Raw genomic sequence first — 23,840 nt, forward strand, 5'->3', positions numbered from 1 at the left:
TCATTGAGCGAGATTGACCACAAAGCCTAAAGCGCCAACATTTCCTAAACTGTAATCTCCTAAGGCTAGTCGTACAGGCTGCTGGGGTGCCTTTAGATTCACCACCACAAGAGTCTGATCCACCAGCCTCGACCAAAGTTTAGCATCAGCAAAGTTTGCCAAGGGCGGTGTATCCACAATTACTAGATCAAAGTAGTTTTTGAGGTGAGCCATGAATTGCTTGAGCGTATCTTGACTGAGGAGCCGCATTGGCGGATGCCGCAACTCGCCGGCGGTTAAAATCGTTAGACCTTGTCTGGCCTGAGTCAGGCTATCCCAGTGGTGTTGGCAAATCAACCAATCGCCCAAGCCCTGCTCGTTCCCTACTCCCAGATAGCGGTGAAGTTGCGGTCGTCGCAAATCCCCATCAATGAGGAGAACCCGCTGATCCATCCCTGCGGCAGCCAGGGCAAGATGGAGGGCAACTGTAGTGCGTCCATCGGCGGGTAGAGCTGAAATCACGGCTAACGAATGCCCCAAACCTATGGCCTGGAGGTTGGCAAACACATGGTGAAACGCTTCCTGAAATTTCACCGCTTCCCCCACGGAGGGTAGGACTTGGGTCACCTGCCATAGCCCTGAATTGCCCTTTAGCACGCGCTCTAAGCGCAAATGGATTTGGGGGGTTGCCTTGGGAATTTTGCCAAGCAGAGGTAAGCCTAAAGCCTCTTCCACCTGGGCGGCACTGACTTGGGGCGCGGCAACCTCCGCGATATAAATGACCAGAACGCCCAAGATTAAGCTGGCGATCGCCCCTAGGATCAGCAGTTGTAGTCGCGGTACTGTGGGCTGGACAACCGGGTTCTCTAAATCCGTGAGAACTTGCCACGCAACGTTATTCTGCGCCAGTTGCAGTTGCACCGCCTGTCGGGCCTGATTAAGCATCTCTAGGGAGAGATTTGCTGTCCGAATTCGATTCTCAAGGCGATCGATGGCGGGGAGTTGGCTACTCAGTTGTTGTAATTGTTGGGCAACCGCCGCTTGAGGAGCAGCCAGCTCGGCATCATAGCGCCGCTGGTTTTCGTACTCAATCCACGCCGTAATGTAGTCGGTAATCAGCCTTTGGGAGACGGTTCCCTGAAAGCCTAGGGCAGTGGGGTTGTCCACTCGATATTGCTTACCAATTACTTGGCTGGCGATCGCCTGCAATTGCTCCCCTAAAACTCGCCGCTGCTCCTCTAGGGCTTGGATCACGGGTGTCCCTTCACGGAAAATAGCCAGATTCTTGGCAATTTCTTGATCCAGTTCTTGAATGCGTGCCAGTTGTTGTTGATAGGCGGGGGAGGTACTCAAATTTGTTGCCGCTAGAGCTTCGGCGGGTGTCATCTTCAGCTGTTCTTGGAACCCTCGAAAGCGACCGTAGGCCTCTATGGCCTTTAGGCGAGCTGCTTGGCGCAGGTTATGGATTTGGCGGTACTGTTCTGTCAAAAAGCGCAGTTGCTCCGAGGGTTGCAGACTTGCGCCTTGCGGTTGGCTGGCCTGGAGTTGCTGCTGTAATTGATCTATTTCTTTAAGGTGCCGATTGATCTCTTTATCCAGTTGTTCTAGGGTGCGATGGAGTTGTTCTTGGCGATCGCGCTGACTGTAGTCAACAAACGCCTCTGCCACTGCTTTTAAGACGGCGGTCACAATTTCCGGCTGGCGATCGCGATAGGCCACTTCGATAACTTTTGTTGGGGCCGCCAGTTGCTCTGTTGCCCGATGAACAACAGGTCGGATTTCTAGATGCTCAGCTAGAGTCCGCGTGGTTAGATGGGGATACTGGGTTTGCAGTTTCTGGGCAATGGGCGCTAGGACTTTATCACTTTCTAAAACGAGAATCTGTGATCCCAAATCCACTTGAGAAGCTGTACCGGGTGGAGGGGAGGGGAAGGATTCAGGGGGGAGAGTCCCGAAAATACCATCGCGCGGGGGCAAGGTTGGCGCAGGCTGTGGCTCCTTCACAGGTTCCATTAGGAGGCGAAAATAGGCCTCGTACATTTCGGGTTGCCGGAGAACCCACCCGCCCATCGCCAAAAATGCGAGTAGAACCGTCCCCGCAAGAAGTCGCCAGCGGCGCCGGCAGCGATCGCCAAAAGCTGGCAGGCCACTCTTTTTAGACCTTGTTGTTATCCTAAAGTGCGATGCATTTTGCCGGCGATCGCCCGCAAGGCGTGCTTTGCGATTGACAACCTGTAAACTCGGTGTTTTTTGTGGGAGCGACATCAGCAGTCCTAGTTCAAGTTTAGTAAGTTGATGATAAATCCTATAGGGCTCAATGCACCTAATGCACCTATAGGACGCAAGGCATTCCCAATCGCATCCCCCACTTGGGTTACCCCTGATCGTTCTACCACAATCACATCCCCCTGTTGCAACACAGGATTGTTGTTGGCATCGGGTTGAGCCGCCAAGCTAAAGGGAATGCGTCGCCGACTGACCGTGCCATCGCGGTTGAGCCGCACCAATGTTACCCGAGACCTATTGGCACGCTGCACGTTGAATCCGCCGGCTGCCCCAATTCCCTGAGTGAGGGTGGCATTGGCAGGGACTTCCACAATACCTGGTCGGCTCACTTCACCAATAACTTGAATTTGAATTTTTTCCGGCGAAAAGGTAGCAGAGGCCACCCGTATGGCTTCCGCCGCATTTACTTCCTTTGCCTTGGGCACTAAAATTACATCATCACTGCGCAGCGTAATATCTTGGTTGGCATCGCCAGACTGAATCATTTCCCAGAGGTTAATTTTGGTCACCGCAGTTTGGCCATTTCCCAGTTGGCGGCGTATCTCAATATTGCGAATGTCTGCCTCTTGGGTAATGCCACCGCTTTGAGCGAGTACTTGGCTCAGGCGAGGCCATGTTAAGCCACCGGAAAGGCCAACACCAGCTGCAGAAGCTGATACAGAGGTAAAGGGAACAACATAAGATCCTGGACGGCTAACCTCACCCGCCACCAGAATTTTCATGGGTCGCGGAGTCTGCAACGTCACCGTCACGGCTGGAAAGCGCATCACCTTACTGTAGGCATTCAGGATCAGCCGTTCCGCTTGGGGTAACGTTAAGCCCCCCACCATGACCCGCCCTGCCAGAGGAAGGGTGACTGAGCCATCGAGATTAACCGTGAATTCTCGCTGACTAGTAACGCTTGCCGGAAGGTTGACCACTTCAATAAAAAGCACATCCCCTGGCCCTAAAAGATAGTCTTGGAGGGGATTCACGCTGGTAAAACTATAGGAGTTTGGACTGACAGCCCTAGGTTGAGCGGTGACGGAGGGGGGGACTAGAAGTGTTGCCCCAAGGGTCAGGCCGCCAGCGATCGCCAGCCCAACAGCCCCTTTTTGCAGTCGTGCTAACCTTTTATCCCCCATCGTGAATACTCCTACTGAGTCTGCGCTTTTGCCAAGAACCTATGTTCTCCCCCGTTTTACCACAGGGCAGGGGGACACTGGGAGATTCCCAGCGGTTTAACATGGCAAAAAGCAAAGAGCCTACCCCCTAGGAAGACAGCTTTAGAATGAGAGTAACCGACTTTTCACGAATTGTAATGTCAGACCAGCCACTCATTTGTCTAGAGCATATTTCTAAGGTCTATGGCCAAGGGGAAACCGAGGTTCACGCCCTCAAGGATGTGAATCTAGAAATTCAGCGAGGGGAGTACTGCGCCATTATGGGGGCATCGGGATCCGGCAAGTCCACAATGATGAATATTATTGGCTGTTTGGATCGCCCGACCTCTGGCCGCTACTTTCTCGATGGCCAAGATGTGGCTCACCTCAGTGATGATGAACTGGCCCATATTCGCAACGCCAAGATTGGGTTTGTCTTCCAGCAGTTTTACCTTCTGGGGCAACTGACGGCATTGGAAAATGTCATGCTCCCGATGGTCTATGCTCGAGTACCCCCTAAGGAGCGGCGCGATCGCGCGATCGCTGCCCTAGAACAGGTGGGCTTGGGTCACCGCCTTGAGAATCGTCCCAATCAACTCTCCGGCGGACAGCAACAACGGGTGGCGATCGCCCGTGCCATTGTCAATCAGCCGCTCCTCCTCCTTGCCGATGAACCCACCGGTGCCCTCGATAGTCACACCACAGCGGAAATTCTCGCCATCTTTGGTCAACTCAATGAGGCCGGCATGACAGTAGTTATGGTCACCCATGAACCTGATGTGGCGGCTGTAACGCACCGCATTATTCAGTTTCGCGACGGTCAAATTCGCTCGGATCGTCCCAATCTACCTAGTCCGCTGGCCGTACCTGCCCTATCTTAAAAAGGGAAGTACCCGAGAAAAGAGCAATGGCAAAGGCAGTTTGGAAAGGCGCCATCTTGGCCGAGAGCGATCGCTATGAAGTGGTGGAAGGCAATGTCTATTTTCCACCAGAGACGATTAATCAGGTCTATTTTCAGCCCAGTGACACCCACACCGTCTGTGGTTGGAAAGGCACGGCCAGCTACTACCACCTTGTGGTCAATGGGGAAGTCAATCGCGATGCGGCCTGGTACTACCCCGATCCTAAACCGGCAGCCGCCAAGATCAAGGGGTATGTGGCGTTTTGGCGGGGGGTACAGGTGACCCGCTAAGGGGAGGAATCCCGGCGCGGTTAAGAATTTCCGGAATCAAATCCTCACGGCGCACCGCCATTAAGTGCACCCCTTGACAAAGTTGTCGTGCCTGTTGCACCTGCTCCGCAGCAATGGTCATCCCTTCATCGAGGGGATCGGCGGCAGCAGCAAGGCGATCAATAATGTGCTGGGGAATCGAAGCTCCCGGCACAGCTCGATTGATAAATAGAGCATTTTTAGCAGATTTGAGAAGAAAAATCCCCGCCAGAATTGGTCGCCCACAGCCTGCGGCAATCTGATCCATAAATTTAGCGAGCCGCTCAAAGTCTGTAATTAACTGCGTCTGGAAAAACTGGGCACCGGCAGCTAACTTGCGTTCAAAGCGCTGTTGCAGTCCCGACCAACTGGGCGACTGGGGATCAACGGCTGCCCCTGCGAAAAATTGGGTAGGGCCATCGGGTAAAGGGCGATCTTCGCTATCCACCCCTTGATTGAGTTGGCCAATAATGCGCAAGAGCCGTACAGACTCCAAATCAAAGACAGGTTTGGCTTGGGGATGATCCCCCGCTTTGACGGGGTCACCTGTCAGTGCCAAGATGTTGCGAAGACCTAGGGCGGCAATGCCCATGAGATCCGCTTGCAGGGCAATGCGGTTGCGATCGCGACAGGCCATTTGACAAATGGGTTCAAATCCCTCCTGCTGGAGTAAATAGGCAGCGGCCCAAGAACTCATGCGCAAAACCGCACGACTACCATCGGTGACATTCACCGCATGTACCCGTCCCCTCAAATGAGCCGCTTGACGCAACATGGCACTGGCATTCTGCCCTTTGGGGGGACACACCTCTGCGGTAATCAGGAACTCACCCTGCTCACAGGCAGCTTGGAAACGAGAAACAGACAAGTAAATCAGTAGAGCGCGACTAGGCCATTATCATACACACTCCTGACGCCTGTTCCTAGGCAGCCAAATGGGCAGTTGCCGTCTGCACCAAAGTCTCTGTCCAATAGTCAGCTAGACGCTGCTGCTCTGCCTCCACCATGATGCGAATAACGGGTTCTGTACCAGAAGCCCGCACCAAGACTCGCCCGCGATCGCCCATGTCCAGTTGGGCTTTGGCAATCATCCGTTGCAAAGGTTCGCACTCTTGCCAGTGGAGTCGCCGCTGCCGATCTTCAACGCGGACATTCCGAAGAATCTGAGGATAGGGGGTGAAACTTTGGTCGCGCAGTTGTGCTAACGATAGACGGGAATCTTGGACAAGGGTTGCTAAGTGCACGGCCGTGAGCAGGCCATCCCCACCGACGCCATAGTGACGGCAGAGGATGTGTCCCGACTGCTCGCCCCCCAGCATGGCGCCGTGGCGCACCATTTCCGCATGGACGTATTGATCGCCGACGGCTGTGCGCACCAGTTGTCCCCCCCGCGCTTGCCAAGCCCGTTCAAAGCCTAAGTTAGACATGACCGTCGCCACAATTAAATCCTTCGGCAGTTGGGCTTGGGCCTGGAGGCGTTGTCCCCAAAAGTAGAGGATATAGTCGCCATCCACCACCCGTCCTTCACTGTCCACCGCCAGCACGCGATCGGCATCGCCATCAAAGGCAAATCCCATAGCGGCACGGGTTTCACGCACAGCCTGCTGCAGTGGCTCTAAATGGGTCGAACCACAGTTGACATTAATGCGATCGCCATCGGCGCGATCGTGGAGAGGAATCACCTCAGCCCCTAGGGCATGAAACACCGTCGGTGCCACCGCAACGGCAGACCCCCAAGCCAAATCCAACACCACCCGCAGTCCCCGCAGGGGCTGACGCTCCTCAAGGGGGGCTTGCACCGCATGGCGATAGCGCTGGAGTAGTTCTGGGCGATGATGCAGATGCCCCCAGTGCTCAGTAGGGGGAAGGGAGAGGCCAGCATTTAAGTGTGCTTCAATTTCTTTTTGCAGATCAGGGCTGAGCTTACTACCGTCGCTGCCAAAAATTTTAATGCCGTTATCGCTGGGTGGATTGTGACTGGCGGAAATCATTGCCCCCCCAATGGCCTCAGTGGTAGCCGTCAGATAGGCAATACAGGGGGTAGGACACAGACCCACCTGCCACACTTCAAAACCGGCGGCGGTTAACCCTGCAGCCAAGGCCGTTGCCAACATATCGCTGGAGTTGCGGGAGTCTTGACCAATGATAAACGGGCGGTTGGGGGTATCCGTCGTTTGCCGCAGCACTTCCCCTACCCAATATCCCAAGCTCAAGGCCAAGTTGGGAGTTAGCACCTCTCCCGCGCGTCCGCGAATGCCATCGGTGCCAAACCGAATCGGCTGCTGCCCAGTCATGGTTAATTCCTCACGCCACACCAGTACTCACTATTTTCTGGTCGATCTCCTGAGCTATGCAGGAGGCAATTCTTAACATTTATTTACTCCCTTTGGACTATAGCATCTCTATGGATCTTTGCTGCCGCATCAACGTCCCCCCACAGGAGTATTCTGGATCAGCGGGAATTAGGACCACGTGAAATGCTACCACCGGAATTGCGCCAGCAATTGCAATTGTCCCAAGGGCGACTCCTGCACCTTTTGGAGTCTTTTTCCTCGGCACGGGTACTGGTAGTGGGAGATCTCACCCTCGATGAATTTCTCACGGGTCAGGTGGAGCGTCTCTCACGGGAAGCCCCTGTCCTCATTTTACGCCATGAGTTTACCCGCCAAGTCCCCGGTGGCGGTGCCAATGCTATTTACAATTTGGCCAAGTTGGGGGCTCAGGTGCAGGCGGTTGGTCTGGTGGGTGCAGATCCGCAAGGGGAAGCCCTCTGTAGCATCTTTCGCGAGGCTGGCATTGACACCCAGGGAATTTTCCGGGATAGCGATCGCCCCACCGTAACCAAAACGCGCATCTCCGGTCATGCTCGCCAATCGGTGACCCAACAAATTGTGCGGGTAGATCGCAAGTCCGATGCGCTACCTCCCCCAGCCCTCCAGGAGGCACTTGCGACTTTCATTCGGCACCGGTTGGGCACTGCTGATGCCGTAGTTTGCTCCGACTATGGGGATGGCGTTTTTACCCCCCCTGTCATTGCGGCAGCTCTGGAACATGAGCGGACAATTGTGGACAGCCAACGAGATTTAGCGCGCTATCGCGGTGCTTTCCTATTCACGCCAAATCTACCGGAGGCGGAGGCAGCGGTGGGTTACCCGATTCGCACAGAGGCGGAGGTGCTACGGGCCGGTGAAGACCTGCTGGCGTTGACAGGGGCCAAGTACATCCTGATCACGCGGGGCGATGCCGGTATGAGTCTGTTTAGCCGCGAGGCTACGCCTTACCATTTGCCCGCCTTTAACCGCACGGATGTCTTTGACGTTACCGGGGCGGGGGATACCGTTGTGGCCGCCTTGACCCTCGCCATTATAGCGGGTGCTAGTCTTTGGGAAGCAGCGGTTTTAGGCAATTTGGCCGCGAGTATTGTCGTACGCCGGTTTGGCACTGCAACCACTTCCACCGCAGAGATGGCGGCAGCTCTTTATCATTTGCTAGAAGACTAGTCTCGTGTGGCCTGCTGTAACCATTCGAGAATCCCTTGGGCAAGGGTCTGGGCAAGCTCAGCTTGGGCTTGGAGTAAGGGAGTCAGCCGTGAATAATCCGTGCCGGAGCCAGTGCGGGCAATCCCTTCTAGAGACTAAAACTGAATCCCTTCACCCCCAACCCCCATACATTCCTTAATCCTTTCTTTAGATTACAGTCCTTTTCTAAAATGCAGGCTACCCATGATGCTGCTTTGTCGATATGTGATCTCATTTAATCTTTGGGAAAAGGGCTGTTATAAACGTCAATCAATTCTTAGAAAAAAGAAGAACTTTTCTTTTGAGCAGGTTAATTGAATTCGTTGATCCCTATCTAGTTAGCATATTTTTTAACATTGGGATCATTGCCATCTCTAAGAAATCTATCCATAATAAAAGTGTCCTCTCTTATAAATTCCCTTAATGTTGCGCAATACTATTTCTTTGGTCTTGTTGTTTTGAAACATAAGTTTGCGCAGCGTCTCTTATCACAAGTTCGTGTCCATCAAAAAGAATTTAAGGATTATTTAACTATGGTTACGATGCAAACGATTCACTGTCCTCACTGTGGTAAATTAGCCCTCCGTCAACGCTATGGCTCCGTGAGTCACACCCAGTGTCCCCACTGTGATTACGTCCTAACGATGTGCGATCGCACCGGGCGGGTACTAGAGGCCTACACTCCCGAAATTACCCATGTGGGTCAGTATGGCCCTAACCTCACCTGCACCATAGAGCGGACAAGGGCACTCTGCTAACAGAGATTTATTAGAAGAATCTAAAGATTGATGAGGAAAATCCTGAGAGTTGTTAAGATAGTTTACATATGGCTATCTTACTTCTACTGGTACTGGCATTGGTGCTGTGGTCGGTGCGACTCCTCCACAGTGCCTATCGCCTGCAGGATTTTTCCTTACTGCTGGCCAGTGGCCTCGTGGCCATTTCAGCGGGCGGCGTGATTTTTGTCTATAGCCTAATGAATGGCTGCGTCGGCTATCTCAGTCAAGGGCAGCCTATTCCTGAGTCTGATGCCCTTGTCATCGTGTCAGATGTGGCCTACTTTGAGAACGCCTCTGAAGCAGCCGCCTCCTCATCAAGTCCCTAGGTTTGACCCACGATCCAAGCGTAGGCGATCGCCAGCGTCAAAAGTGTGAGGGGCGCACCAAAGCGCAGATGCTGCCAAAATGAAAACTGTCCAGAGCGGGCAGCGGCCTCAGCTGTGATTAAATTCGCCACTGCCCCGAAAAGCGTGAGATTACCCGCAAGGGTGCTCGTGGCTGCCAGTAAGTACCAGAGTTGATCGGCACCTTTGGGAATAAACTGCGCCAGAAGTAACACAGTGGGAACATTAGAAATCAGGTTTGACAGCAGCGTTGTCAATACCACCAGAGGCAACGGCTGGTTCACCCAAGGGCGCAAAACAGCCAGCAAATCAAAGTTTTGAATACAGCGGGTGAGAATAAACAGACCCGCAAACAGAACTAATAGTGACCAATCCACCTGAGCAAGGACGCGCTCCGGCTTGAGACGACGAGTCACCAGTAAAGCCGCTGCCGCCAAAAGAGAGGATTCTGCCAAGGGAAAACCCAGCAGAAAAGCCAAAAACATCAGTCCAGAGACAATCAGTGTTTTGTGGAGTAACCCTTTTTGCACCTGCGCCGGCTGGAGAGTAGCCAATGTACAGGATTGGCGCGATCGCACCTCCGGGTAGAGCCACCACAACCAAACCACCTGCAGACCTAGCCCCAGCACCGCTACGGGCACCATCACTTGAGTAAACTGAAGATACCTCAGGTTAGAAAACGACCCCACGAGGATATTTTGGGGGTTACCGCTGAGGGTGGCCACGGAGCCAATATTCGTTGCTCCAGCGATCGCCAGCAGATAGGGCACCGGATTCAAGCCCAAAGCATGGGTAATACGCAAAGTTAAAGGTGTTGTTACAAGGGCAAGGGTATCGTTAAGAAAGACCGCCGACAACATTCCCGTCGCTACAGTGAGGAAGATCAGTAATCCTAGGGGACTGCCACTAAAGCGCACGATGGTCACCATTGCGATTTGAAAAAAGCCGCTAAAGCCCAGATAAGCATTAAGAATCATCATGCTCAGCAAAAACACAATGGTTTGGGGATCAATGGCTTGCCATGCGCTGGGCAGATCAATCGCCCCTAGGGCAATCAAAAGCGCTGCACTCACAAGGGAGATCGTCGCTCGATTCATGCGTAGCCCCGGCACCCCCCCTAGCGCCAGGGCACCGTAGCTGAGGGCAAGGATTAGGAGTTGTAGAACAGACCGCAGCACCTACTGTTGGGTTTGAATTTTCTTGGCCTCTGGGCCGTCTAGTCATTCTCCAAGGGCAGCCATATCCTCAGCGTTATATTCCCCCTTTCCCAGCAGTCGGGAAATTTGGTTTTAATGGCTGGAGTTAATACCGGGGTTTCGAGCACCCGTTGCCCTAAGCGTTGGATCATCATTGGGGTTGAGCAGCCTAGACAGTCGTTCTCTAGGGTAGCCCATTGGCTGGGAAACAAATCGAAGGAACCACTTTTTCAAGTGGCACAATTTGCTATATTTGGGGCACTGGGATCAGCAAAGCGTTGATCCTAGGCTGGGAATCGTTGTCCCGTTAATAAATCGTGTTTCGATAAATTAAGGAAAGTTGAAATTCCAGGATACTCCGGATATACTAAGGGGCGACTTTTGTAAACTCAATAACAGTTCTTTGACGGCAAAGGAGGTAAGGCAACTTGGCTAGAAGACGGAAGCGGAAAAGCCGGCGGCGTCTCGAAGGGCGCAAGATCCTTGAGTGCGTACCTCAATATAGCATTGAAAGTGGCGAAGATAAACCCGTAACGGCGGCACGAAAGTTTATTCAGGCGAAGGGGATCACTCCACCCGCTTTACTTCTTGTGAAGCGGAATGAGCACACCACCGATCGCTACTTCTGGGCAGAAAAGGGCTTATTCGGTGCGCAGTACGTTGAAGAAAATCACTTTTTATTCCCTAGCCTAAGGGAACTTGCCGAAGAGAAAATGGCAGCCACTACCCGTTAGGCTTTTTTACAAAAAACATTTTACGAGGAGTCAGGACTTGCTTCTGGCTCTTTTTGCTTTGCCAAGGAGAGGCTCTCAGGCGTGGCTAAAGATTTGAGCTTTTTGCGCTATTTACTTATGGCAATTTGGAAACTGTCCCCTACAATAGAAATAGCGGAGACGCACGTTTCCGTTCACTCCTCACACCACACCCCGCCTGGACAGTTACTAGTTCAGGCGGCTTCCTTTTAGATAGGAAATGCCCCTGTTGCCCTTGCCCCCCACGATCTGCGCTTGATCCCCCGCAGGGATGGCCACCAAGCCTGCGATCGCTCTCCCTATAGTTTTACAACTTCCCGAGGCCAAAGTGCCGTCCTCGATCTCCATGCCAATCACCTTCAACGCCACTGGTGGTCACCGCAGCCCACCACTTTTCTAGGGAGTTAGGTCACCTCCGAAGTGGCAACCCCTTTAACTATTTGCTCGACTCGTGGGCAATTGCACTTTGTTTAACTATCCCCAACGGCTGGCAACTAGTCTGCATCCCTATCTATTACTGCCGGTGGATCCTGTTGCCGATGAATTGGCTTGGCAAATTTTAGCTGGTGGCGAGGGCAATGTCCCCACATTTCTCAGCAGGATCAATAACAAAACTTATCGCACCTGTGAGCACCAAATTCGCACCGCCCCTTGGCTCTCTTGTCGGGCTGTGGGCCTAGGAGCGCGGTTTGTCAGGGGCTATCAGGAAGAAGATTTAGAGAACGCCGAGCGGCACCTTCATGCTTGGGTAGAAGTGTATTTGCCGGAGGCAGGCTGGCGCAGGTATGATCCCACTCTTGATCTAAGCGGTGAGCGATCGCCCCATTGCCCTTGTGGCTGCTGCTGATTCGGCGGATGCTGCCCCCATTCAAGGTGCCCTACGGGGACAGCGGGTCACCTCAACTATGACCTATCAACTACCGATTCAGCGCCTCTGCTAGGTATGGAAGAAGAAGGCGGTGCCGAGAATTCCATAGGTGGCCAACAGCAGCGCCCCTTCTAGCCAATTGGAGCGGCCATCCAGACTAATCACGTTGGCAATCACGACCGCAATAATCACCGTCACCACTTCAAAAAGACTAAAGTTCAAATCCATCGGCTGACCGATGAACTGGCCAATGAGCACAAGAACAGGTGCGACTAAGAGCGCCACCAAGAGGGATGAACCCAGGGCGATGGAAACGGACAAATCCATGTTGTTTTTCAGAGCAACCCCCACAGCAGTGACGTACTCTGCTGCACCGCCCACCAACGGTAGAAGGATCACCCCGGTAAATAGCGGTGTTAGACCCAAGTCCGCTGTGGCTGCTTCAACGGCACCGACAAAGATTTCCGACTCAAAGGCTACCCCAATCGTGGCAATCAGCAGCACGGTAATCCACAGGGGGAGGCTGGGTCTCTTTTCGTCTCCTAGTTCCACTTGGCTGACCTCGTAAAGATAGCTGTGGGTTTTCAAAGAGAAAAGTAACGTTAAACCGTAAACAAGTATAAGAATGATAGCTGCCACCACCGACATTTTAGAAATCGCCGCCGGCGGCACACCGCTGGAGGTATAAATCACCATTGCCGGCAAAAGCATGGCCGCGATCGCCACCGTCATCGAGGAAGCATTGACCCGTGCCACCACTGGAGCAAAGGATTGCTCCTTGTAGCGAATGCCCCCCAGCAGCATAGACAACCCCATCACCAGCAAAAGGTTTGCCATGAGGGTTCCCGTAATACTCGCTTTGACAATATCCACTAAACCCGCTCGCAGTGCCACAATGGCAATAATCAGTTCCGTGGCATTTCCAAAGAGGGCATTCAATAGGCCCCCGATTGTCGGCCCTGTGGCAAGGGCGACCTCCTCTGTTGCCGTGCTCAGCCAAATTGCCAAGGGGACGATCGCCAGTGCTGCCAAAATAAAGACTGTAAGGGCGCCCCATTCTAGTTTTTCAGCAGCAATCGAGAGGGGAATAAACACCAAAAAACCAATCGCAACCAGTCGCTTCATGGGGGCATCCCTGATATGGTGAAAGGAGAAAAATCTCCTCTATCCTAGCCTGCGGTTTGCGTACTCCAGACCCAACGGCCAGAGGTAGGATCGGTGGCTAGCCACTGCGGAGGATGACGCGCTGATTTTGGCGGGCCACAAGGGAGAGGGTGAGTGGGCCGGCGGTATAAACGGGCGTAGGGGTCACCGCACTAATGTCAATTGTCCCCTGGTGATCTTTGAGGTCAAGGACAAACTTTACCAGTTCAATTTGGCGAAAGGAACCCACTGTGCCGGTTACCGGATCGGGAAGCACGCCGGAGGCGATCGCCCGCCGATTACTCACCGTAAACAACTGATCCAACCGTTGCAAAATTTGCTCATCGGTCATCTGGCTCGGATCCAAGGAAATCGTAGCCAGATTCTCCCCTTGGCGGAAAACCTCCTGATTCCGGGCCACTTGGGGCACCACGAGAATATGCCTTTCCCCCTGTAGATAGTTGGCTGCCGCTAGGATACGCACCACATAGGGCTGACCGTCACTAATTTGGCTGCGCAGGCGGTTCACGTCTTCGGTAGTAATTTGAATCACCTGATCTGTCGGTTTGACATTTTGGGGATTATTAAGAACAATGGCATTGCGACGTGCCTCTCGGAGCAGTTCTTCAATCACTTGGGTGGCCTGACCCGGATCTTTGACATTTTGAATGATGGCAGAGGCCAAGACTTGCCCCGTGCGAATGGCGATCGTCCCGCGTCTTAGTCCTAGCAATAGGATGCTCACGTTCTCCTCAAGGCGTTGGCGACTGGCCTCAAGGGCAGCAATTTCCTTTTGGAGGCTGCGCTGTTGATTGCGTAGTACCTGCTGCTGCTGATTGGCGAGAGCCAGTTGATCCTGAATGCGGTCAATTTCAGCTTTCAGACGATTCTTTTGATCTTCAACTTCGGCAAGGCGCTGTTGGGCTGTACGGGTGGCGGTTTCTAAGGCTGCTTTTTGAGCGGCTACATTCTCAAGGCGGTTCTGGATGGCCTGTCGTTCCCGTTGCAAACGTTGGATTTCTTGCCGCAGGCGTGCCCCTTGGGCTTCAAAGTTCTCAAGTTCTGTTTGGGCTTGGGTATAGCGGCCTTGGAGTTGCTTCAGTTCCGCTTCCGTCAGGGTTTGGCGATTGACCGCCTGCTCTAAGATTTGGTTGGTTTGACTGAGGCGTTGGCGGATGTTGGCCAGTTCAATTTGCGATTGTGCAAGTTCCGCTTCAATTGCATTCTTTTGGGCACGGGTTTCCGCTAGTTCTTGTTCGGCAGCCGCCTGTTGACGGCGGATCGTATCAATGCGCAGCACCCCATCGCGCAATTCACGGCTGAGGGCAAAGAGGATGGCAAGGGTTGAGGCAGAAATTAAGCTCCCCGTGAGAATTGTAATCAGCACAGCCGTCTGTCGAGGCCGCAAATTAAACCAACTCAAGCGGGCTTTGCCCACTTTGGAGCCAAGGCGATCGCCCACTGTCGCGATCGCGCCTCCCAGAATAATCACGGCCAAGACCAAAACATACCCAGCCATATTTCGGGTACTGTTGTCACTCCCCAACTATACTTTCTACAGTATGTGCCGATGCTGACCCATATAACGATCTGGGCAAATCACACCGATGCCAAAAATTGCCACTTGGAACGTCAACTCAATTCGCACCCGTCTTGACCATGTGTGCCAATGGTTGGATAGCACTGGGGTGGATTACCTCTGTCTTCAGGAGACTAAAGTCACAGATGCTGAGTTTCCGCGTCAGCCCTTTCTGGATCGTGGGTATCAAGTTTATTGTAGTGGCCAAAAGGCCTACAACGGGGTGGCCATTCTCAGTCGTCAGCCCCTTGCGGGAGTAGCAGCAGGCTTTGCATCCCAGTTGCCAAGCTACAGTGAGTTGGATACGCAAAAACGACTCATTCGCGCCCAATTAGCCCCTGATCTGATCTTGGTGAATGTCTATATTCCCAACGGCGGAGAGTACAACAGTGAGAAATACCACTACAAGCTGCACTGGTTAAAAATTCTCCATGTCTATCTTGAGCAGCTCACCGCCCAAGGGGATATAATCCTCTGCGGTGATTTTAATATTGCCCCTGAAGATAAAGACCTCTTTGATGCCAGCGATCGCGCCACAAAAGTAGGGGCTACCGATGCGGAACGGGAGCTTCTTGCGGCTATTCGCGACCTCGGCTTCCACGATGCTTTTCGGAACTTTACCGACGCGCCAGGCCACTACTCTTGGTGGGATTATCGGGCGGGTGCCTTTCGCCGCAATCATGGCTGGCGCATTGATCACCTCTACATTACCCCCGCTGTCAAAGCCCGTGCCTGTGGCTGTCACATTGATATTGCCCCGCGGCGCTTACCCAAGCCCAGTGACCATGCGCCCGTGATTCTAGAGATTGAATAGGGGCTGTACGGTGGGTTGACGCAGCCACTCGGTTAAACTCTGCACCCCTTGGCCGTAGGTAAGATCAAAAGTCAGCGGTGTGATACTGATGAGATTTTGGGCAATGGCTTCCACATCCGTGGGCGCTTGATTGGGTTCTTGGGGATATTCTTCAACCACTTCACCCGCAAGCCAGTAGTAGGTTTTGCCACGGGGGTCAATGCGCTTTTGGAAAAGGTCATGGTAGCGGCGAATCCCCTGCCGCGTAATGACAACGCCAGCAATTTCACTGGCGGGTAGGGCAGGCACATTCACATTGAGGAGCATTTTTGGCGGAAGGGGGGCTGCTTCGAGTGCCTTGAGGAGACGACTGGCAAAGTCGGCGGCCGGCTGAAAGTCATGGACTGTGAAACTGGTGAGGCTGATGGCAATACTGGGAATGCCCTCAATGACTCCCTCCATAGCCGCCGAGACCGTGCCGGAGTAAAGAATATCCGTGCCAAGGTTGGAGCCTTGGTTAATCCCAGAAACCACAAAATCTGGGGGTTCCTCTAGGAGGGCACCAAGGGCCAATTTCACACAGTCGGAGGGGGTGCCGGAGCAGGCCCACGCCTTAATACTGGGGTGAAAGCGATCGCTGACGACTTCTGCGCGAATCGGATCAAAAACAGTGAGGCTATGCCCTGTGGCAGAGCGTTCGCGATCGGGACACACCACCACCACTTCATGGCCGGCGATCGCCAGCGTGTCTGCCAACGCCCGGATTCCAGGGGCAAAGACCCCATCATCATTGGCAATGAGTAAACGCATTTTCCGTCCCCTGAATTGTGAAGTATTGGCCAAACATTACAGTTGATTGCAAATTGCAGCACCCTCCCTGAGAAATGTTAACCTCTAGAAGGGTCAAGTGGCGCACTGCGTGACCCACCCTGCCGAACAGTTTGAACGTACTCTTCCTGACACGACCACTGTTGGGAGTTATGAGACAACTACTGAACCATCAGTTGAAGGAGAACATTGTGTCTGTGCATCAAAGTCAGCCATTACTCCGTGAAGACCTCAGCGAATACGTTGCCCATTTGCAACTGCACATGGCACTCCAGGCGCGCAATCTGGTACCTGCCCTAAAACACACGGGCGACAGCCGCGAGCAACTCCTCCATCAAACCCAAGCCACCTTTGAAAAGCACGTTTCCCGTCAAAGCTATCTTGGTTAAGACAGCATTCCTTTGGTCTTAAAAATCAACCCCCCAATCTTTAGGCAGCAGTTATCGTGCTGCCTTTTGCATTGATTAGAGCAGTTTTGGCCTGCGTTGCAGGCGTAATTTCCTCTCACCCCTTTGAGGAACGATTGCAACAGAGTACACTAGGGACAATATTGCTATTTGTAACACTTTTGCCAGCGTTCTCAGGAGGTTTTATGGCGCGGACAGAGTCCACAATGCTTGCCCTTGGCACGGTTGCGCCCGATTTTCAACTGCCCGATGTGGTCAGTGGCCAAACGATTTCCCTCAGCACCTTTGCCGACAAGAAGGCGCTACTGGTGATGTTTATTTGTCGCCACTGCCCCTACGTGAAACACGTTCAAGAGGAACTGGCAAAGCTGGGGCGCGACTACAAAGACACGGATTTAGGAATTGTTGCCATTAGTGCCAATGACGCTGCCAACTACCCCGAGGATGCCCCAGAGTCCCTCAAGGAAATGGCCACGGAACTGGGATTTACTTTCCCCCTGTGTTATGACGAGAGCCAAGAAACGGCCAAAGCTTATACAGCAGCCTGCACCCCAGACTTCTTCCTTTTTGATGGCGATCGCAAGCTCGTGTATCGTGGCCAACTCGATGACAGCCGTCCCCAAAATGGCCTACCCGTCACCGGAAAAGACTTGCGTGCTGCCATTGATGCAGTCTTAGCCGGTCAAACCCCCAGCGAGGATCAAAAACCCAGCCTGGGCTGTAATATCAAGTGGAAACCGGGGAATGAACCCGCCTATTATAGCCAAGGTTAGAAGGGCAAAGAGAGGGGCACTTTTATTGCCCCTTTTGAGTCGTTAACCTACTGTAATTTATGCCAATGGGCTTGGCTGTATTGACACGATTTGTATTGTAGGTGTGAGCAGTGAATAACCAACTTTTTTTGCCAGTGCGCATGCAGCTAATGGAGGCTGCCCTGAAAGCAGTAGCAGTGGCAATAGCAACCGTGGCGATCGCCCTCGGTTCTTTGGGGTCTAGCCGTGGTCAAGAGGCTCCCACGCCCCCTGAAAACCAACCTGCGGAAACTCCAGCATCCCCAACGCCGCCATCGGTAGAGCCTGCCCCTGAAACTCCCCCAGCACCTCCTCCTGTGAGTCAGCCCCCCGCCGATGAACCCCAAGTGCTGATTGCGGAGGTGGTGGTTGAAGGAGCCACTCCTGAACTGGAGCAACTGGTATATCAGGTCATTCGCACTCGACCCGGCAGTACCACCACTCGCACGCAACTGCAACAGGATACCAACGCCATCTTTGCCACGGGCTTTTTTGCCGATGTCAATGCCGTTCCCAGCGATACCCCCCTGGGTGTGCGAATTACATTTGTCGTGCGTCCCTATCCGGTGCTGCGAGCCGTTCAAGTGGCCGGCAACCAGGTGCTCAGCCAAGAAAAAGTCAATGAGATCTTTGCACCCCAAATTGGTCGGACGCTGAACCTCCGTGAGCTACAGTCCGGCATTGAGAAAATCAATACGTTTTATAAAGATAATGGCTACATCTTGGGGCAAGTGGTCGGTACCCCCCAAGTGGATGCCGATGGGGTCGTGACGTTGCAGGTGGCTGAGGGGGTAGTCGAACAAGTCACCTATCGCTTTCTCAATAAAGATGGGGAACCGACAAAACAGCGTACCCGTGACTTTGTAATTAGCCGTGAAATGGACACCCAACCCGGTGTTGTCCTCAACCAAAAAACCGTCCAAGCCGATCTGCGCCGCCTCTTTGAATTGGGTCTCTTTGAAGATGTACAAGTTGCCCTTGAACCGGGTCAAGATCCGCGCAAAGTGAATTTGATTCTCAATATTAAAGAGCGCAATACCGGCAGTATTTCCGCTGGGGCGGGTTATAGCTCTGCCTCCGGTCTGTTTGGAACGGTGGCATTCCAGCAAAATAACCTCTTTGGCCGCAACTGGAAATTTAATGTTGAAGCCCAAGGAGGGACTGAAGGGGAATTACTCTTTGACATTAACTTTACCGATCCTTGGATTAAGGGAGATCCCTACCGCACTTCCTATACCGTCAGTGCCTTTAACCGCTTAAATGTACCTTTCACCTTCAGTAATGGTCCGATCGATGTCCCCTTAGCCAATGGCGATTTGCCCCGCATTAACCGTTTGGGATCTGCTCTCTTCTTTACCCGTCCGTTTACCAAAGATCGGGATTTGAGTCGCACCGCTTGGACCGGTTCCTTGGGTCTGCAATATCAGCGGGTGACCTCCCTAGATGGCTCCTTTAATCAAACAGCCACAGATCGTCTGAACAACTGTTTGACCTTTCCAGATAATGGTGTGTGCCGGGGTTTCAATGACCTGCTTACGGTACAAGCAGCGATTTTGCGAGACTTGCGCAATGATCCCTTACGCCCAACCAGGGGCCAAGTAATTCGTTTGGGGGTGGATCAATCCATTCCCATTGGCGCAGGGAGCATTTTATTCAACCGAGTGCGCGGAAGTTACAGCTTCTATATCCCGGTGAAGTTTCTGCGGATTGAGGGACCGCAAGCCTTTGCCTTTAATATTCAAGCGGGCAACATCTTTGGTGATTTGCCCCCCTATGAAGCTTTTACGATTGGGGGAGCCAACTCGGTGCGCGGTTGGGAAGAGGGAGGAATCGGCTCCGGACGCGCGTTTGTTCAAGGAACGGTCGAGTACCGCTTCCCGATCTTCAATATCATTGGTGGTGCCCTTTTTGTGGATGGGGCGAGTTTGCTCGGTACCCAAGGTAGTGTCCCCGGTCAGCCGGGGATTGTGCGTGGTAAACCTGGAGAAGGCTTAGGCTACGGAGCAGGAATACGGGTGAATACGCCCTTGGGGAATATCCGCATTGACTTTGGCTGGAACAATGAAGGGGGTAGCGCCTTCAGCTTTGGCATTGGGGAGCGCTTTTAGGAGAAAGAGGGATGATTCCAGCCTCTGTACCGGCAGTATTGGCGACAACGATGCAACAGACCCTTGGGGGGGTTGCCCAATGGTCAGGGGTCGGCTTGCATTCAGGTCAACAGGTTGAGGTTATCCTGCAGCCAGCACCTGTCAATACAGGGCGTCGGTTTGTGCGCCTTGATTTGGCGGAGCAGCCCGTGATTCCGGCTCAGATTGAGGTGGTAAAGTCCACCCAGTTGGCTACAGAGTTAGTTGCCCATGGTGCCAGTGTGCGCACGGTTGAACATCTTCTGGCAGCACTGGCGATCGCCGGTATTGATAATGTCACAATTCAGATAACAGGCGCCGAAGTACCGATTCTCGATGGCTCGGCACAACCGTGGTTAGAAGGCATGCAAAGGGTCGGTGTTGTCCCTCAGGAGGCTCCTCGGCCAGCAGTCCCCTTGAGGGAGCCTATCACGGTTTATGAAGGAGAAGCCTTTGTCAGTGCCATTCCTGCTCCTGAGCTGCGCCTTACCTACGGCATTGACTTTCCCTATGCAGCCATTGGTCGGCAGTGGTGTAGCTTTATCCCTTCGGAACTAGCGGCGGCCATTGCCCCCGCCCGCACGTTTGGTTTTGCCGAACAGGTGGAGTATCTCCGCAGCCAAGGTTTGATTCAGGGGGGCAGTTTAGAGAATGCCCTTGTGTGCAGTAAGAGTGGCTGGGTAAACCCACCGTTGCGCTTTGCTGATGAACCGGTGCGCCACAAGTTACTGGATCTCTGGGGAGATTTAGCCTTGCTGGGAACGCCCCCCATTGCGCATTATGTTGCCTATCGGGCTAGTCATCATCTGCATACCCAGTTGGCACAGGCGATCGCCCGCCAAATGGTTTAGTGGGCAACCATTCTCGCCTATGATTTGTTTATATCTTTATATCTTTAGATTTCAACCGACACCTAATCCCTATGCCAACGTTGACTGAGTCCCCACCACCCCCTATGCTGACAGTCACCGATCTCCAGCAATTGCTTCCCCACCGCTATCCTTTTTTGCTAGTGGATCGGATCATTGACTACGTGCCAGAAAAATATGCCGTGGGGCTGAAAAACGTCACGATCAACGAACCTTTTTTTCAAGGACACTTTCCCGGTCGCCCAATTATGCCGGGCGTGCTCATTGTTGAAGCCCTTGCCCAGGTGGGTGGTGTTGTCCTGATGCAGATGCACTGCGCCAAGGATAAGCTTTCCGTGTTTGCGGGGATTGATAAGGTGCGCTTTCGCCGTCCCGTCGTGCCCGGAGATCAATTAATCCTGCGGGCTGAGCTTCTTGTGGTCAAGCAGCAGCGCATCGGCAAGATGCAAGGTCGGGCTGAGGTGAATGGTCAATTGGTCTGTGAGGGCGAGATGATGTTCTCGCTAGTGGACTAGTCACGATCAATGATGCAAACGCTCATCCATCCTACTGCTGTCATCCATCCCAGTGCCGAGCTGCATCCCACAGTTCGGGTCGGCCCCTATGCCGTGATCGGTGAACAGGTGCGTGTTGGTGCCCATACGGAAATTGGTGCCCACGTGATCATTGAGGGGCCAACGGAGGTGGGGGTGGGCAACCGTATCTTTCCGGGGGCAATTATCGGCACCGCCTCTCAGGATCAAAAATATACGGGCGCCAATAGTGCGTTGCGTATTGGTGACTACAACATCATTCGCGAGTTTGTGACGATTAACCGCGCCACCGGCGAAGGGGATGCCACGATCATTGGTAACCATAATCTACTCTTGGCCTATGTCCATGTAGCCCATGATTGTGTGATTGAGGATCAGGTGGTGATTACGAACGCCGCTTCGATCGCCGGCCATGTGTGTATCGAATCAAAGGCACGCATTGGCGGTATGGTGGGCATTCACCAGTTTGTGCATATTGGCCGCTTGGCCATGGTGGGGGCAATGGCACGGGTAGATCGCGATGTGCCTCCCTATATGCTGGTGGAGGGTCACCCGGCACGGGTGCGTGCCCTCAATCAAGTGGGACTGCGGCGGGCAGGGGTCACCGAGGCGGAAATGCGCGATCTCAAGGAAGCATTTCGGATTCTCTATCGTCGGGAGTTGCCCCTTGCTCAGGCGATCGCCCAATTGGCAACCCTACCCCCTTCTGAACATTTAGAGCATCTCCAGCGCTTTTTGACCTATGCTCGCGAAGAGGGACGGCGGGGCTTAACCCCCAGTGGTCGCGAGACAGCGGATTAAGTCTTTAGTTGCTTCCGCTAACGCCATGCCGGCTGTGGTGCTTGTTCATCCCCAAATTCCCCCTAATACGGGTAATATTGCCCGCACCTGTGCGGCTACCCAAACGCCACTGCACCTGATTGAACCCTTGGGGTTTGAACTCAGCGATCGCTACCTCAAGCGAGCGGGTTTAGACTATTGGCCCTATGTGACTCTCTACTGTCACCCCGACTGGCCGACGTTCCTAAAAACTACCCGTACCGCAGGGCGTCTTGTTGCCTTTGAGCCTTCCGCACAACAGATCTACTGGGACTTTATCTTTGCTGAGAGTGATTGGCTGGTCTTTGGCAGTGAACCCGCCGGCATTCCTGCTGACGTATTGGCAAGCTGTGATGCCTTCTTGAAAATTCCCATGTGGCAGCCGGCAGTGCGAAGTTTGAACCTCTCGGCTTCGGTGGCGATCGCCCTAATGGAAGTCTATCGCCAATTATTTTCCTCATCATCGCCATTCTCTAACCTAAACGCAGCGAAGTGATGTTCCTCAGTCTTTAGTGTCCACCTCAACAAGATTGAGTCCAGTTGCGGCAGCTAAATATTTTTTATAGGCTAGAGCTGTTCTTTCTCTAAGAAAGTCTTGTGAAGCTTACCCGGCGGTTCCTTTCCGCGCCGTTGTTCAAAGGGATTTCGCTTCAGATTCAGCGACAGCAACTCTTTCGCGGGTTGCGCCTGTTGTTTATCTTCTCCTTGGTGGCAGGAGCAGCTTGGTTCCTTTGGCAGCGACAGATGCGGGTTTTTAGCCGCGTGGGCTACCTCAACGGCACGCTCCTTAACATCTACGCTAGGATTCCCGGTACCCTTGTTTTATATCCGTTGCAGCCCGGCCAGCTTCTCAGCAAAGGTCAGGAAATCGGGCGAATTGAAAACGAGCGCAATCCTCAACTGGAAACCGATCGCCAGAATTTGGAGACCCGCCTGGCCGTCGCCCAACGCCAGCGGCAGGTGCTGTTGCAAAAACGCCGCAGTCGTCAAAAACTGATTGCAGAACTGAGCTACTATCAGCGGGAACAATACCGCCTGGAGGTTCAGTTTGCCCAAGAAGCCCTGCAGCGGGTGTTAGCAGAACTCAGAGAAGCCCAAGAGGCCCTGACCTTGGCTCGGCGTGAGGCAGATCGTTACACGCGTCTAGTGCGCCAAGGGGCTGTTTCCCAGCAGCGGGCAGATGAAGCCGTTTACAACGCTCGCCAAGCAGAACAGGTGGTTAAAAACAAACAGGCGGAGCTACGCCGCTATCAAACCAACCTAGAAGCCTTTCGCAAGGGCTTGCAACTGGATTCAGCGCGCACGTTTAGCTTTCCGCAAATTCGCCTGATTGACCTGCAAATTGAAGTGGTAAACATTGAAGGGCAAATTGCCGAAGTCGAGGCAACCATTGCAGAGTTAAAGAAAGAAATTGCCAACATCAAGCAACAGTTGGCACTACAGCGCTTAGCTCGCATCCAATCGCCAATTCGGGGGGTGGTGTGGTCAGTGATCCACAAAAGCGGTACGCTGGGTATTCCCATTAGCGCCGGTGATCCCGTTGCCAAGGTTCTAGACTGCGACGATGTCTGGGCAACCGCTCTTGTGGCCGAGCGAGAGAATGCCCGCCTCTGGATTGGCCAGCCGGCTATTGTCCGCTTGCTAGATGGGAGCGATCGCCGCATTTCGGGATGGGTACGTGCCATTCGCGGGGGGCCAGGAAAAGTCGTTGTGGGGGAAAACGTTGCTGTACCGCCTCCAGATCTGGTGCGCAACGAACTGGCGGTGGATGTTGCCTTAAAAAACTTGCCCCCAGAATTAGGGGCACAGCGGTTTTGTGGGGTGGGCCAAAGTGTAGAGGTTATTTTTGATGCTCGTTCCTAATTGGGCTGTTCCCGA

Annotated in this window: 26 protein-coding genes; 18 read left to right on the forward strand and 8 right to left on the reverse strand. The window is 53.3% G+C overall.

What is annotated here, in order from left to right; translation table 11 throughout:
* The gene (locus Q0711_RS01965) at positions 1 to 2,244 is read right to left on the reverse strand and encodes a tyrosine-protein kinase domain-containing protein (protein ID WP_299041437.1); all 2,244 of its coding nucleotides are present in this window, start codon (positions 2,242 to 2,244) and stop codon (positions 1 to 3) included.
* A gap of 8 nt (positions 2,245 to 2,252) precedes the next feature.
* On the reverse strand, positions 2,253 to 3,389 hold the full coding sequence (locus Q0711_RS01970; RefSeq protein ID WP_298617288.1) for a polysaccharide biosynthesis/export family protein: 1,137 nt from the start codon (positions 3,387 to 3,389) through the stop codon (positions 2,253 to 2,255).
* A gap of 176 nt (positions 3,390 to 3,565) precedes the next feature.
* On the opposite strand from Q0711_RS01970, the gene Q0711_RS01975 reads away from it, so the two are divergent.
* Both Q0711_RS01975 and Q0711_RS01980 read left to right on the forward strand, forming a co-directional pair.
* Positions 3,566 to 4,288 (forward strand): ABC transporter ATP-binding protein, encoded by a 723-nt coding sequence (locus Q0711_RS01975; protein ID WP_298615385.1) that lies wholly within the window; start codon positions 3,566 to 3,568, stop codon positions 4,286 to 4,288.
* A gap of 26 nt (positions 4,289 to 4,314) precedes the next feature.
* Positions 4,315 to 4,599 carry a DUF427 domain-containing protein gene (locus Q0711_RS01980; RefSeq protein ID WP_298615383.1) on the forward strand — a complete coding sequence of 95 codons (285 nt, stop codon included), beginning with the start codon at positions 4,315 to 4,317 and terminating at the stop codon, positions 4,597 to 4,599.
* On the opposite strand, the gene Q0711_RS01985 is transcribed toward Q0711_RS01980, so the two are convergent.
* Positions 4,553 to 5,485: a methylenetetrahydrofolate reductase gene (locus Q0711_RS01985; protein WP_298615381.1), complete on the reverse strand. Its 933-nt coding sequence runs from the start codon at positions 5,483 to 5,485 to the stop codon at positions 4,553 to 4,555. The genes Q0711_RS01980 and Q0711_RS01985 overlap by 47 nt on opposite strands.
* 55 nt (positions 5,486 to 5,540) lie before the next feature.
* On the reverse strand, positions 5,541 to 6,911 hold the full coding sequence (gene glmM, locus Q0711_RS01990) for a phosphoglucosamine mutase (RefSeq protein WP_299041440.1): 1,371 nt from the start codon (positions 6,909 to 6,911) through the stop codon (positions 5,541 to 5,543).
* A 183-nt stretch (positions 6,912 to 7,094) separates the two neighbouring features.
* Here glmM and rfaE1 point away from each other — a divergent pair, with 183 nt between their 5' ends.
* The 3 genes from rfaE1 to Q0711_RS02005 all read left to right on the forward strand — a co-directional run bounded on the left by rfaE1 (position 7,095) and on the right by Q0711_RS02005 (position 9,240).
* The gene (gene rfaE1, locus Q0711_RS01995; RefSeq protein ID WP_298617286.1) at positions 7,095 to 8,117 is read left to right on the forward strand and encodes a D-glycero-beta-D-manno-heptose-7-phosphate kinase; all 1,023 of its coding nucleotides are present in this window, start codon (positions 7,095 to 7,097) and stop codon (positions 8,115 to 8,117) included.
* Positions 8,118 to 8,668: 551 nt separating this feature from the next.
* Positions 8,669 to 8,893 (forward strand): hypothetical protein, encoded by a 225-nt coding sequence (locus Q0711_RS02000; RefSeq protein ID WP_011057612.1) that lies wholly within the window; start codon positions 8,669 to 8,671, stop codon positions 8,891 to 8,893.
* Between the two features lie 68 nt (positions 8,894 to 8,961).
* Positions 8,962 to 9,240, forward strand: coding sequence for a hypothetical protein (locus Q0711_RS02005; RefSeq protein WP_298611742.1), 279 nt, complete (start codon positions 8,962 to 8,964; stop codon positions 9,238 to 9,240).
* Here the strand turns inward: Q0711_RS02005 and Q0711_RS02010 are convergent.
* Positions 9,237 to 10,436, reverse strand: a complete 1,200-nt coding sequence (locus tag Q0711_RS02010) for an anion transporter (RefSeq protein ID WP_298611739.1) — start codon at positions 10,434 to 10,436, stop codon at positions 9,237 to 9,239. The two genes, Q0711_RS02005 and Q0711_RS02010, sit on opposite strands and share 4 nt — an antisense overlap.
* Before the next feature lie 446 nt (positions 10,437 to 10,882).
* On the opposite strand from Q0711_RS02010, the gene Q0711_RS02015 reads away from it, so the two are divergent.
* The 4 genes from Q0711_RS02015 to Q0711_RS02030 all read left to right on the forward strand — a co-directional run bounded on the left by Q0711_RS02015 (position 10,883) and on the right by Q0711_RS02030 (position 12,147).
* Entirely contained in the window at positions 10,883 to 11,188 is a 306-nt protein-coding gene (locus tag Q0711_RS02015) for a DUF3155 domain-containing protein (protein ID WP_149819587.1), read from the forward strand.
* 273 nt (positions 11,189 to 11,461) lie between these two features.
* Positions 11,462 to 11,614 carry a hypothetical protein gene (locus Q0711_RS02020; protein ID WP_298611734.1) on the forward strand — a complete coding sequence of 51 codons (153 nt, stop codon included), beginning with the start codon at positions 11,462 to 11,464 and terminating at the stop codon, positions 11,612 to 11,614.
* A gap of 58 nt (positions 11,615 to 11,672) precedes the next feature.
* Positions 11,673 to 12,053, forward strand: a complete 381-nt coding sequence (locus Q0711_RS02025; RefSeq protein ID WP_298977493.1) for a transglutaminase domain-containing protein — start codon at positions 11,673 to 11,675, stop codon at positions 12,051 to 12,053.
* The gene (locus Q0711_RS02030; protein ID WP_298611728.1) at positions 12,016 to 12,147 is read left to right on the forward strand and encodes a hypothetical protein; all 132 of its coding nucleotides are present in this window, start codon (positions 12,016 to 12,018) and stop codon (positions 12,145 to 12,147) included. The genes Q0711_RS02025 and Q0711_RS02030 overlap by 38 nt, the downstream gene beginning before the upstream one ends.
* On the opposite strand, the gene cax is transcribed toward Q0711_RS02030, so the two are convergent.
* Both cax and Q0711_RS02040 read right to left on the reverse strand, forming a co-directional pair.
* Entirely contained in the window at positions 12,144 to 13,199 is a 1,056-nt protein-coding gene (cax, locus tag Q0711_RS02035) for a calcium/proton exchanger (protein ID WP_298611725.1), read from the reverse strand. The two genes, Q0711_RS02030 and cax, sit on opposite strands and share 4 nt — an antisense overlap.
* A gap of 97 nt (positions 13,200 to 13,296) precedes the next feature.
* Positions 13,297 to 14,736, reverse strand: a complete 1,440-nt coding sequence (locus Q0711_RS02040) for a DUF3084 domain-containing protein (protein ID WP_298611721.1) — start codon at positions 14,734 to 14,736, stop codon at positions 13,297 to 13,299.
* A gap of 88 nt (positions 14,737 to 14,824) precedes the next feature.
* Between Q0711_RS02040 and xth the strand changes: the two genes are divergently transcribed.
* Complete coding sequence (xth, locus tag Q0711_RS02045; RefSeq protein ID WP_298615171.1) at positions 14,825 to 15,610, forward strand: exodeoxyribonuclease III; 786 nt, start codon at positions 14,825 to 14,827, stop codon at positions 15,608 to 15,610.
* On the opposite strand, the gene surE is transcribed toward xth, so the two are convergent.
* Positions 15,596 to 16,399, reverse strand: a complete 804-nt coding sequence (gene surE, locus Q0711_RS02050; protein WP_298615173.1) for a 5'/3'-nucleotidase SurE — start codon at positions 16,397 to 16,399, stop codon at positions 15,596 to 15,598. The two genes, xth and surE, sit on opposite strands and share 15 nt — an antisense overlap.
* A 170-nt stretch (positions 16,400 to 16,569) precedes the next feature.
* Here surE and Q0711_RS02055 point away from each other — a divergent pair, with 170 nt between their 5' ends.
* The 8 genes from Q0711_RS02055 to Q0711_RS02090 all read left to right on the forward strand — a co-directional run bounded on the left by Q0711_RS02055 (position 16,570) and on the right by Q0711_RS02090 (position 23,825).
* Positions 16,570 to 16,806: a hypothetical protein gene (locus Q0711_RS02055; RefSeq protein ID WP_298615175.1), complete on the forward strand. Its 237-nt coding sequence runs from the start codon at positions 16,570 to 16,572 to the stop codon at positions 16,804 to 16,806.
* Positions 16,807 to 17,009: 203 nt separating this feature from the next.
* On the forward strand, positions 17,010 to 17,597 hold the full coding sequence (locus Q0711_RS02060) for a thioredoxin family protein (RefSeq protein WP_298615178.1): 588 nt from the start codon (positions 17,010 to 17,012) through the stop codon (positions 17,595 to 17,597).
* Between the two features lie 110 nt (positions 17,598 to 17,707).
* Positions 17,708 to 19,723, forward strand: a complete 2,016-nt coding sequence (locus Q0711_RS02065) for a BamA/TamA family outer membrane protein (protein WP_299041444.1) — start codon at positions 17,708 to 17,710, stop codon at positions 19,721 to 19,723.
* Positions 19,724 to 19,734: 11 nt separating this feature from the next.
* The gene (gene lpxC, locus Q0711_RS02070) at positions 19,735 to 20,592 is read left to right on the forward strand and encodes a UDP-3-O-acyl-N-acetylglucosamine deacetylase (RefSeq protein WP_299041445.1); all 858 of its coding nucleotides are present in this window, start codon (positions 19,735 to 19,737) and stop codon (positions 20,590 to 20,592) included.
* A gap of 71 nt (positions 20,593 to 20,663) precedes the next feature.
* Positions 20,664 to 21,125: a 3-hydroxyacyl-ACP dehydratase FabZ gene (gene fabZ, locus Q0711_RS02075; RefSeq protein WP_298615185.1), complete on the forward strand. Its 462-nt coding sequence runs from the start codon at positions 20,664 to 20,666 to the stop codon at positions 21,123 to 21,125.
* A gap of 12 nt (positions 21,126 to 21,137) precedes the next feature.
* Positions 21,138 to 21,944: an acyl-ACP--UDP-N-acetylglucosamine O-acyltransferase gene (lpxA, locus tag Q0711_RS02080; protein WP_366142475.1), complete on the forward strand. Its 807-nt coding sequence runs from the start codon at positions 21,138 to 21,140 to the stop codon at positions 21,942 to 21,944.
* 25 nt (positions 21,945 to 21,969) lie between these two features.
* Positions 21,970 to 22,458: a tRNA (cytidine(34)-2'-O)-methyltransferase gene (locus tag Q0711_RS02085; RefSeq protein ID WP_298977138.1), complete on the forward strand. Its 489-nt coding sequence runs from the start codon at positions 21,970 to 21,972 to the stop codon at positions 22,456 to 22,458.
* Positions 22,459 to 22,559: 101 nt separating this feature from the next.
* Entirely contained in the window at positions 22,560 to 23,825 is a 1,266-nt protein-coding gene (locus Q0711_RS02090; RefSeq protein ID WP_298977136.1) for an HlyD family efflux transporter periplasmic adaptor subunit, read from the forward strand.
* Positions 23,826 to 23,840 lie beyond the last annotated feature (15 nt).

Origin of the sequence: uncultured Thermosynechococcus sp. (assembly GCF_937958135.1) — a bacterium.
Taxonomy (GTDB): domain Bacteria; phylum Cyanobacteriota; class Cyanobacteriia; order Thermosynechococcales; family Thermosynechococcaceae; genus Thermosynechococcus.

Excerpts from the sequence above, each read along its gene's own strand:
- surE (WP_298615173.1), bottom strand. The coding sequence starts at position 16,399 with ATGCGTTTACTCATTGCCAATGATGATGGGGTCTTTGCCCCTGGAATC.
- glmM (WP_299041440.1), bottom strand. The coding sequence starts at position 6,911 with ATGACTGGGCAGCAGCCGATTCGGTTTGGCACCGATGGCATTCGCGGA.
- Q0711_RS01965 (WP_299041437.1), bottom strand. The coding sequence starts at position 2,244 with ATGTCGCTCCCACAAAAAACACCGAGTTTACAGGTTGTCAATCGCAAA.
- rfaE1 (WP_298617286.1), top strand. The coding sequence starts at position 7,095 with ATGCTACCACCGGAATTGCGCCAGCAATTGCAATTGTCCCAAGGGCGA.
- Q0711_RS02085 (WP_298977138.1), top strand. The coding sequence starts at position 21,970 with ATGCCGGCTGTGGTGCTTGTTCATCCCCAAATTCCCCCTAATACGGGT.
- cax (WP_298611725.1), bottom strand. The coding sequence starts at position 13,199 with ATGAAGCGACTGGTTGCGATTGGTTTTTTGGTGTTTATTCCCCTCTCG.
- Q0711_RS02005 (WP_298611742.1), top strand. The coding sequence starts at position 8,962 with ATGGCTATCTTACTTCTACTGGTACTGGCATTGGTGCTGTGGTCGGTG.
- xth (WP_298615171.1), top strand. The coding sequence starts at position 14,825 with ATGCCAAAAATTGCCACTTGGAACGTCAACTCAATTCGCACCCGTCTT.
- Q0711_RS01980 (WP_298615383.1), top strand. The coding sequence starts at position 4,315 with ATGGCAAAGGCAGTTTGGAAAGGCGCCATCTTGGCCGAGAGCGATCGC.
- Q0711_RS02000 (WP_011057612.1), top strand. The coding sequence starts at position 8,669 with ATGGTTACGATGCAAACGATTCACTGTCCTCACTGTGGTAAATTAGCC.
- Q0711_RS02060 (WP_298615178.1), top strand. The coding sequence starts at position 17,010 with ATGGCGCGGACAGAGTCCACAATGCTTGCCCTTGGCACGGTTGCGCCC.
- fabZ (WP_298615185.1), top strand. The coding sequence starts at position 20,664 with ATGCCAACGTTGACTGAGTCCCCACCACCCCCTATGCTGACAGTCACC.
- Q0711_RS01970 (WP_298617288.1), bottom strand. The coding sequence starts at position 3,389 with ATGGGGGATAAAAGGTTAGCACGACTGCAAAAAGGGGCTGTTGGGCTG.
- lpxC (WP_299041445.1), top strand. The coding sequence starts at position 19,735 with ATGATTCCAGCCTCTGTACCGGCAGTATTGGCGACAACGATGCAACAG.
- Q0711_RS02040 (WP_298611721.1), bottom strand. The coding sequence starts at position 14,736 with ATGGCTGGGTATGTTTTGGTCTTGGCCGTGATTATTCTGGGAGGCGCG.
- Q0711_RS01975 (WP_298615385.1), top strand. The coding sequence starts at position 3,566 with ATGTCAGACCAGCCACTCATTTGTCTAGAGCATATTTCTAAGGTCTAT.
- lpxA (WP_366142475.1), top strand. The coding sequence starts at position 21,138 with ATGCAAACGCTCATCCATCCTACTGCTGTCATCCATCCCAGTGCCGAG.
- Q0711_RS02055 (WP_298615175.1), top strand. The coding sequence starts at position 16,570 with ATGAGACAACTACTGAACCATCAGTTGAAGGAGAACATTGTGTCTGTG.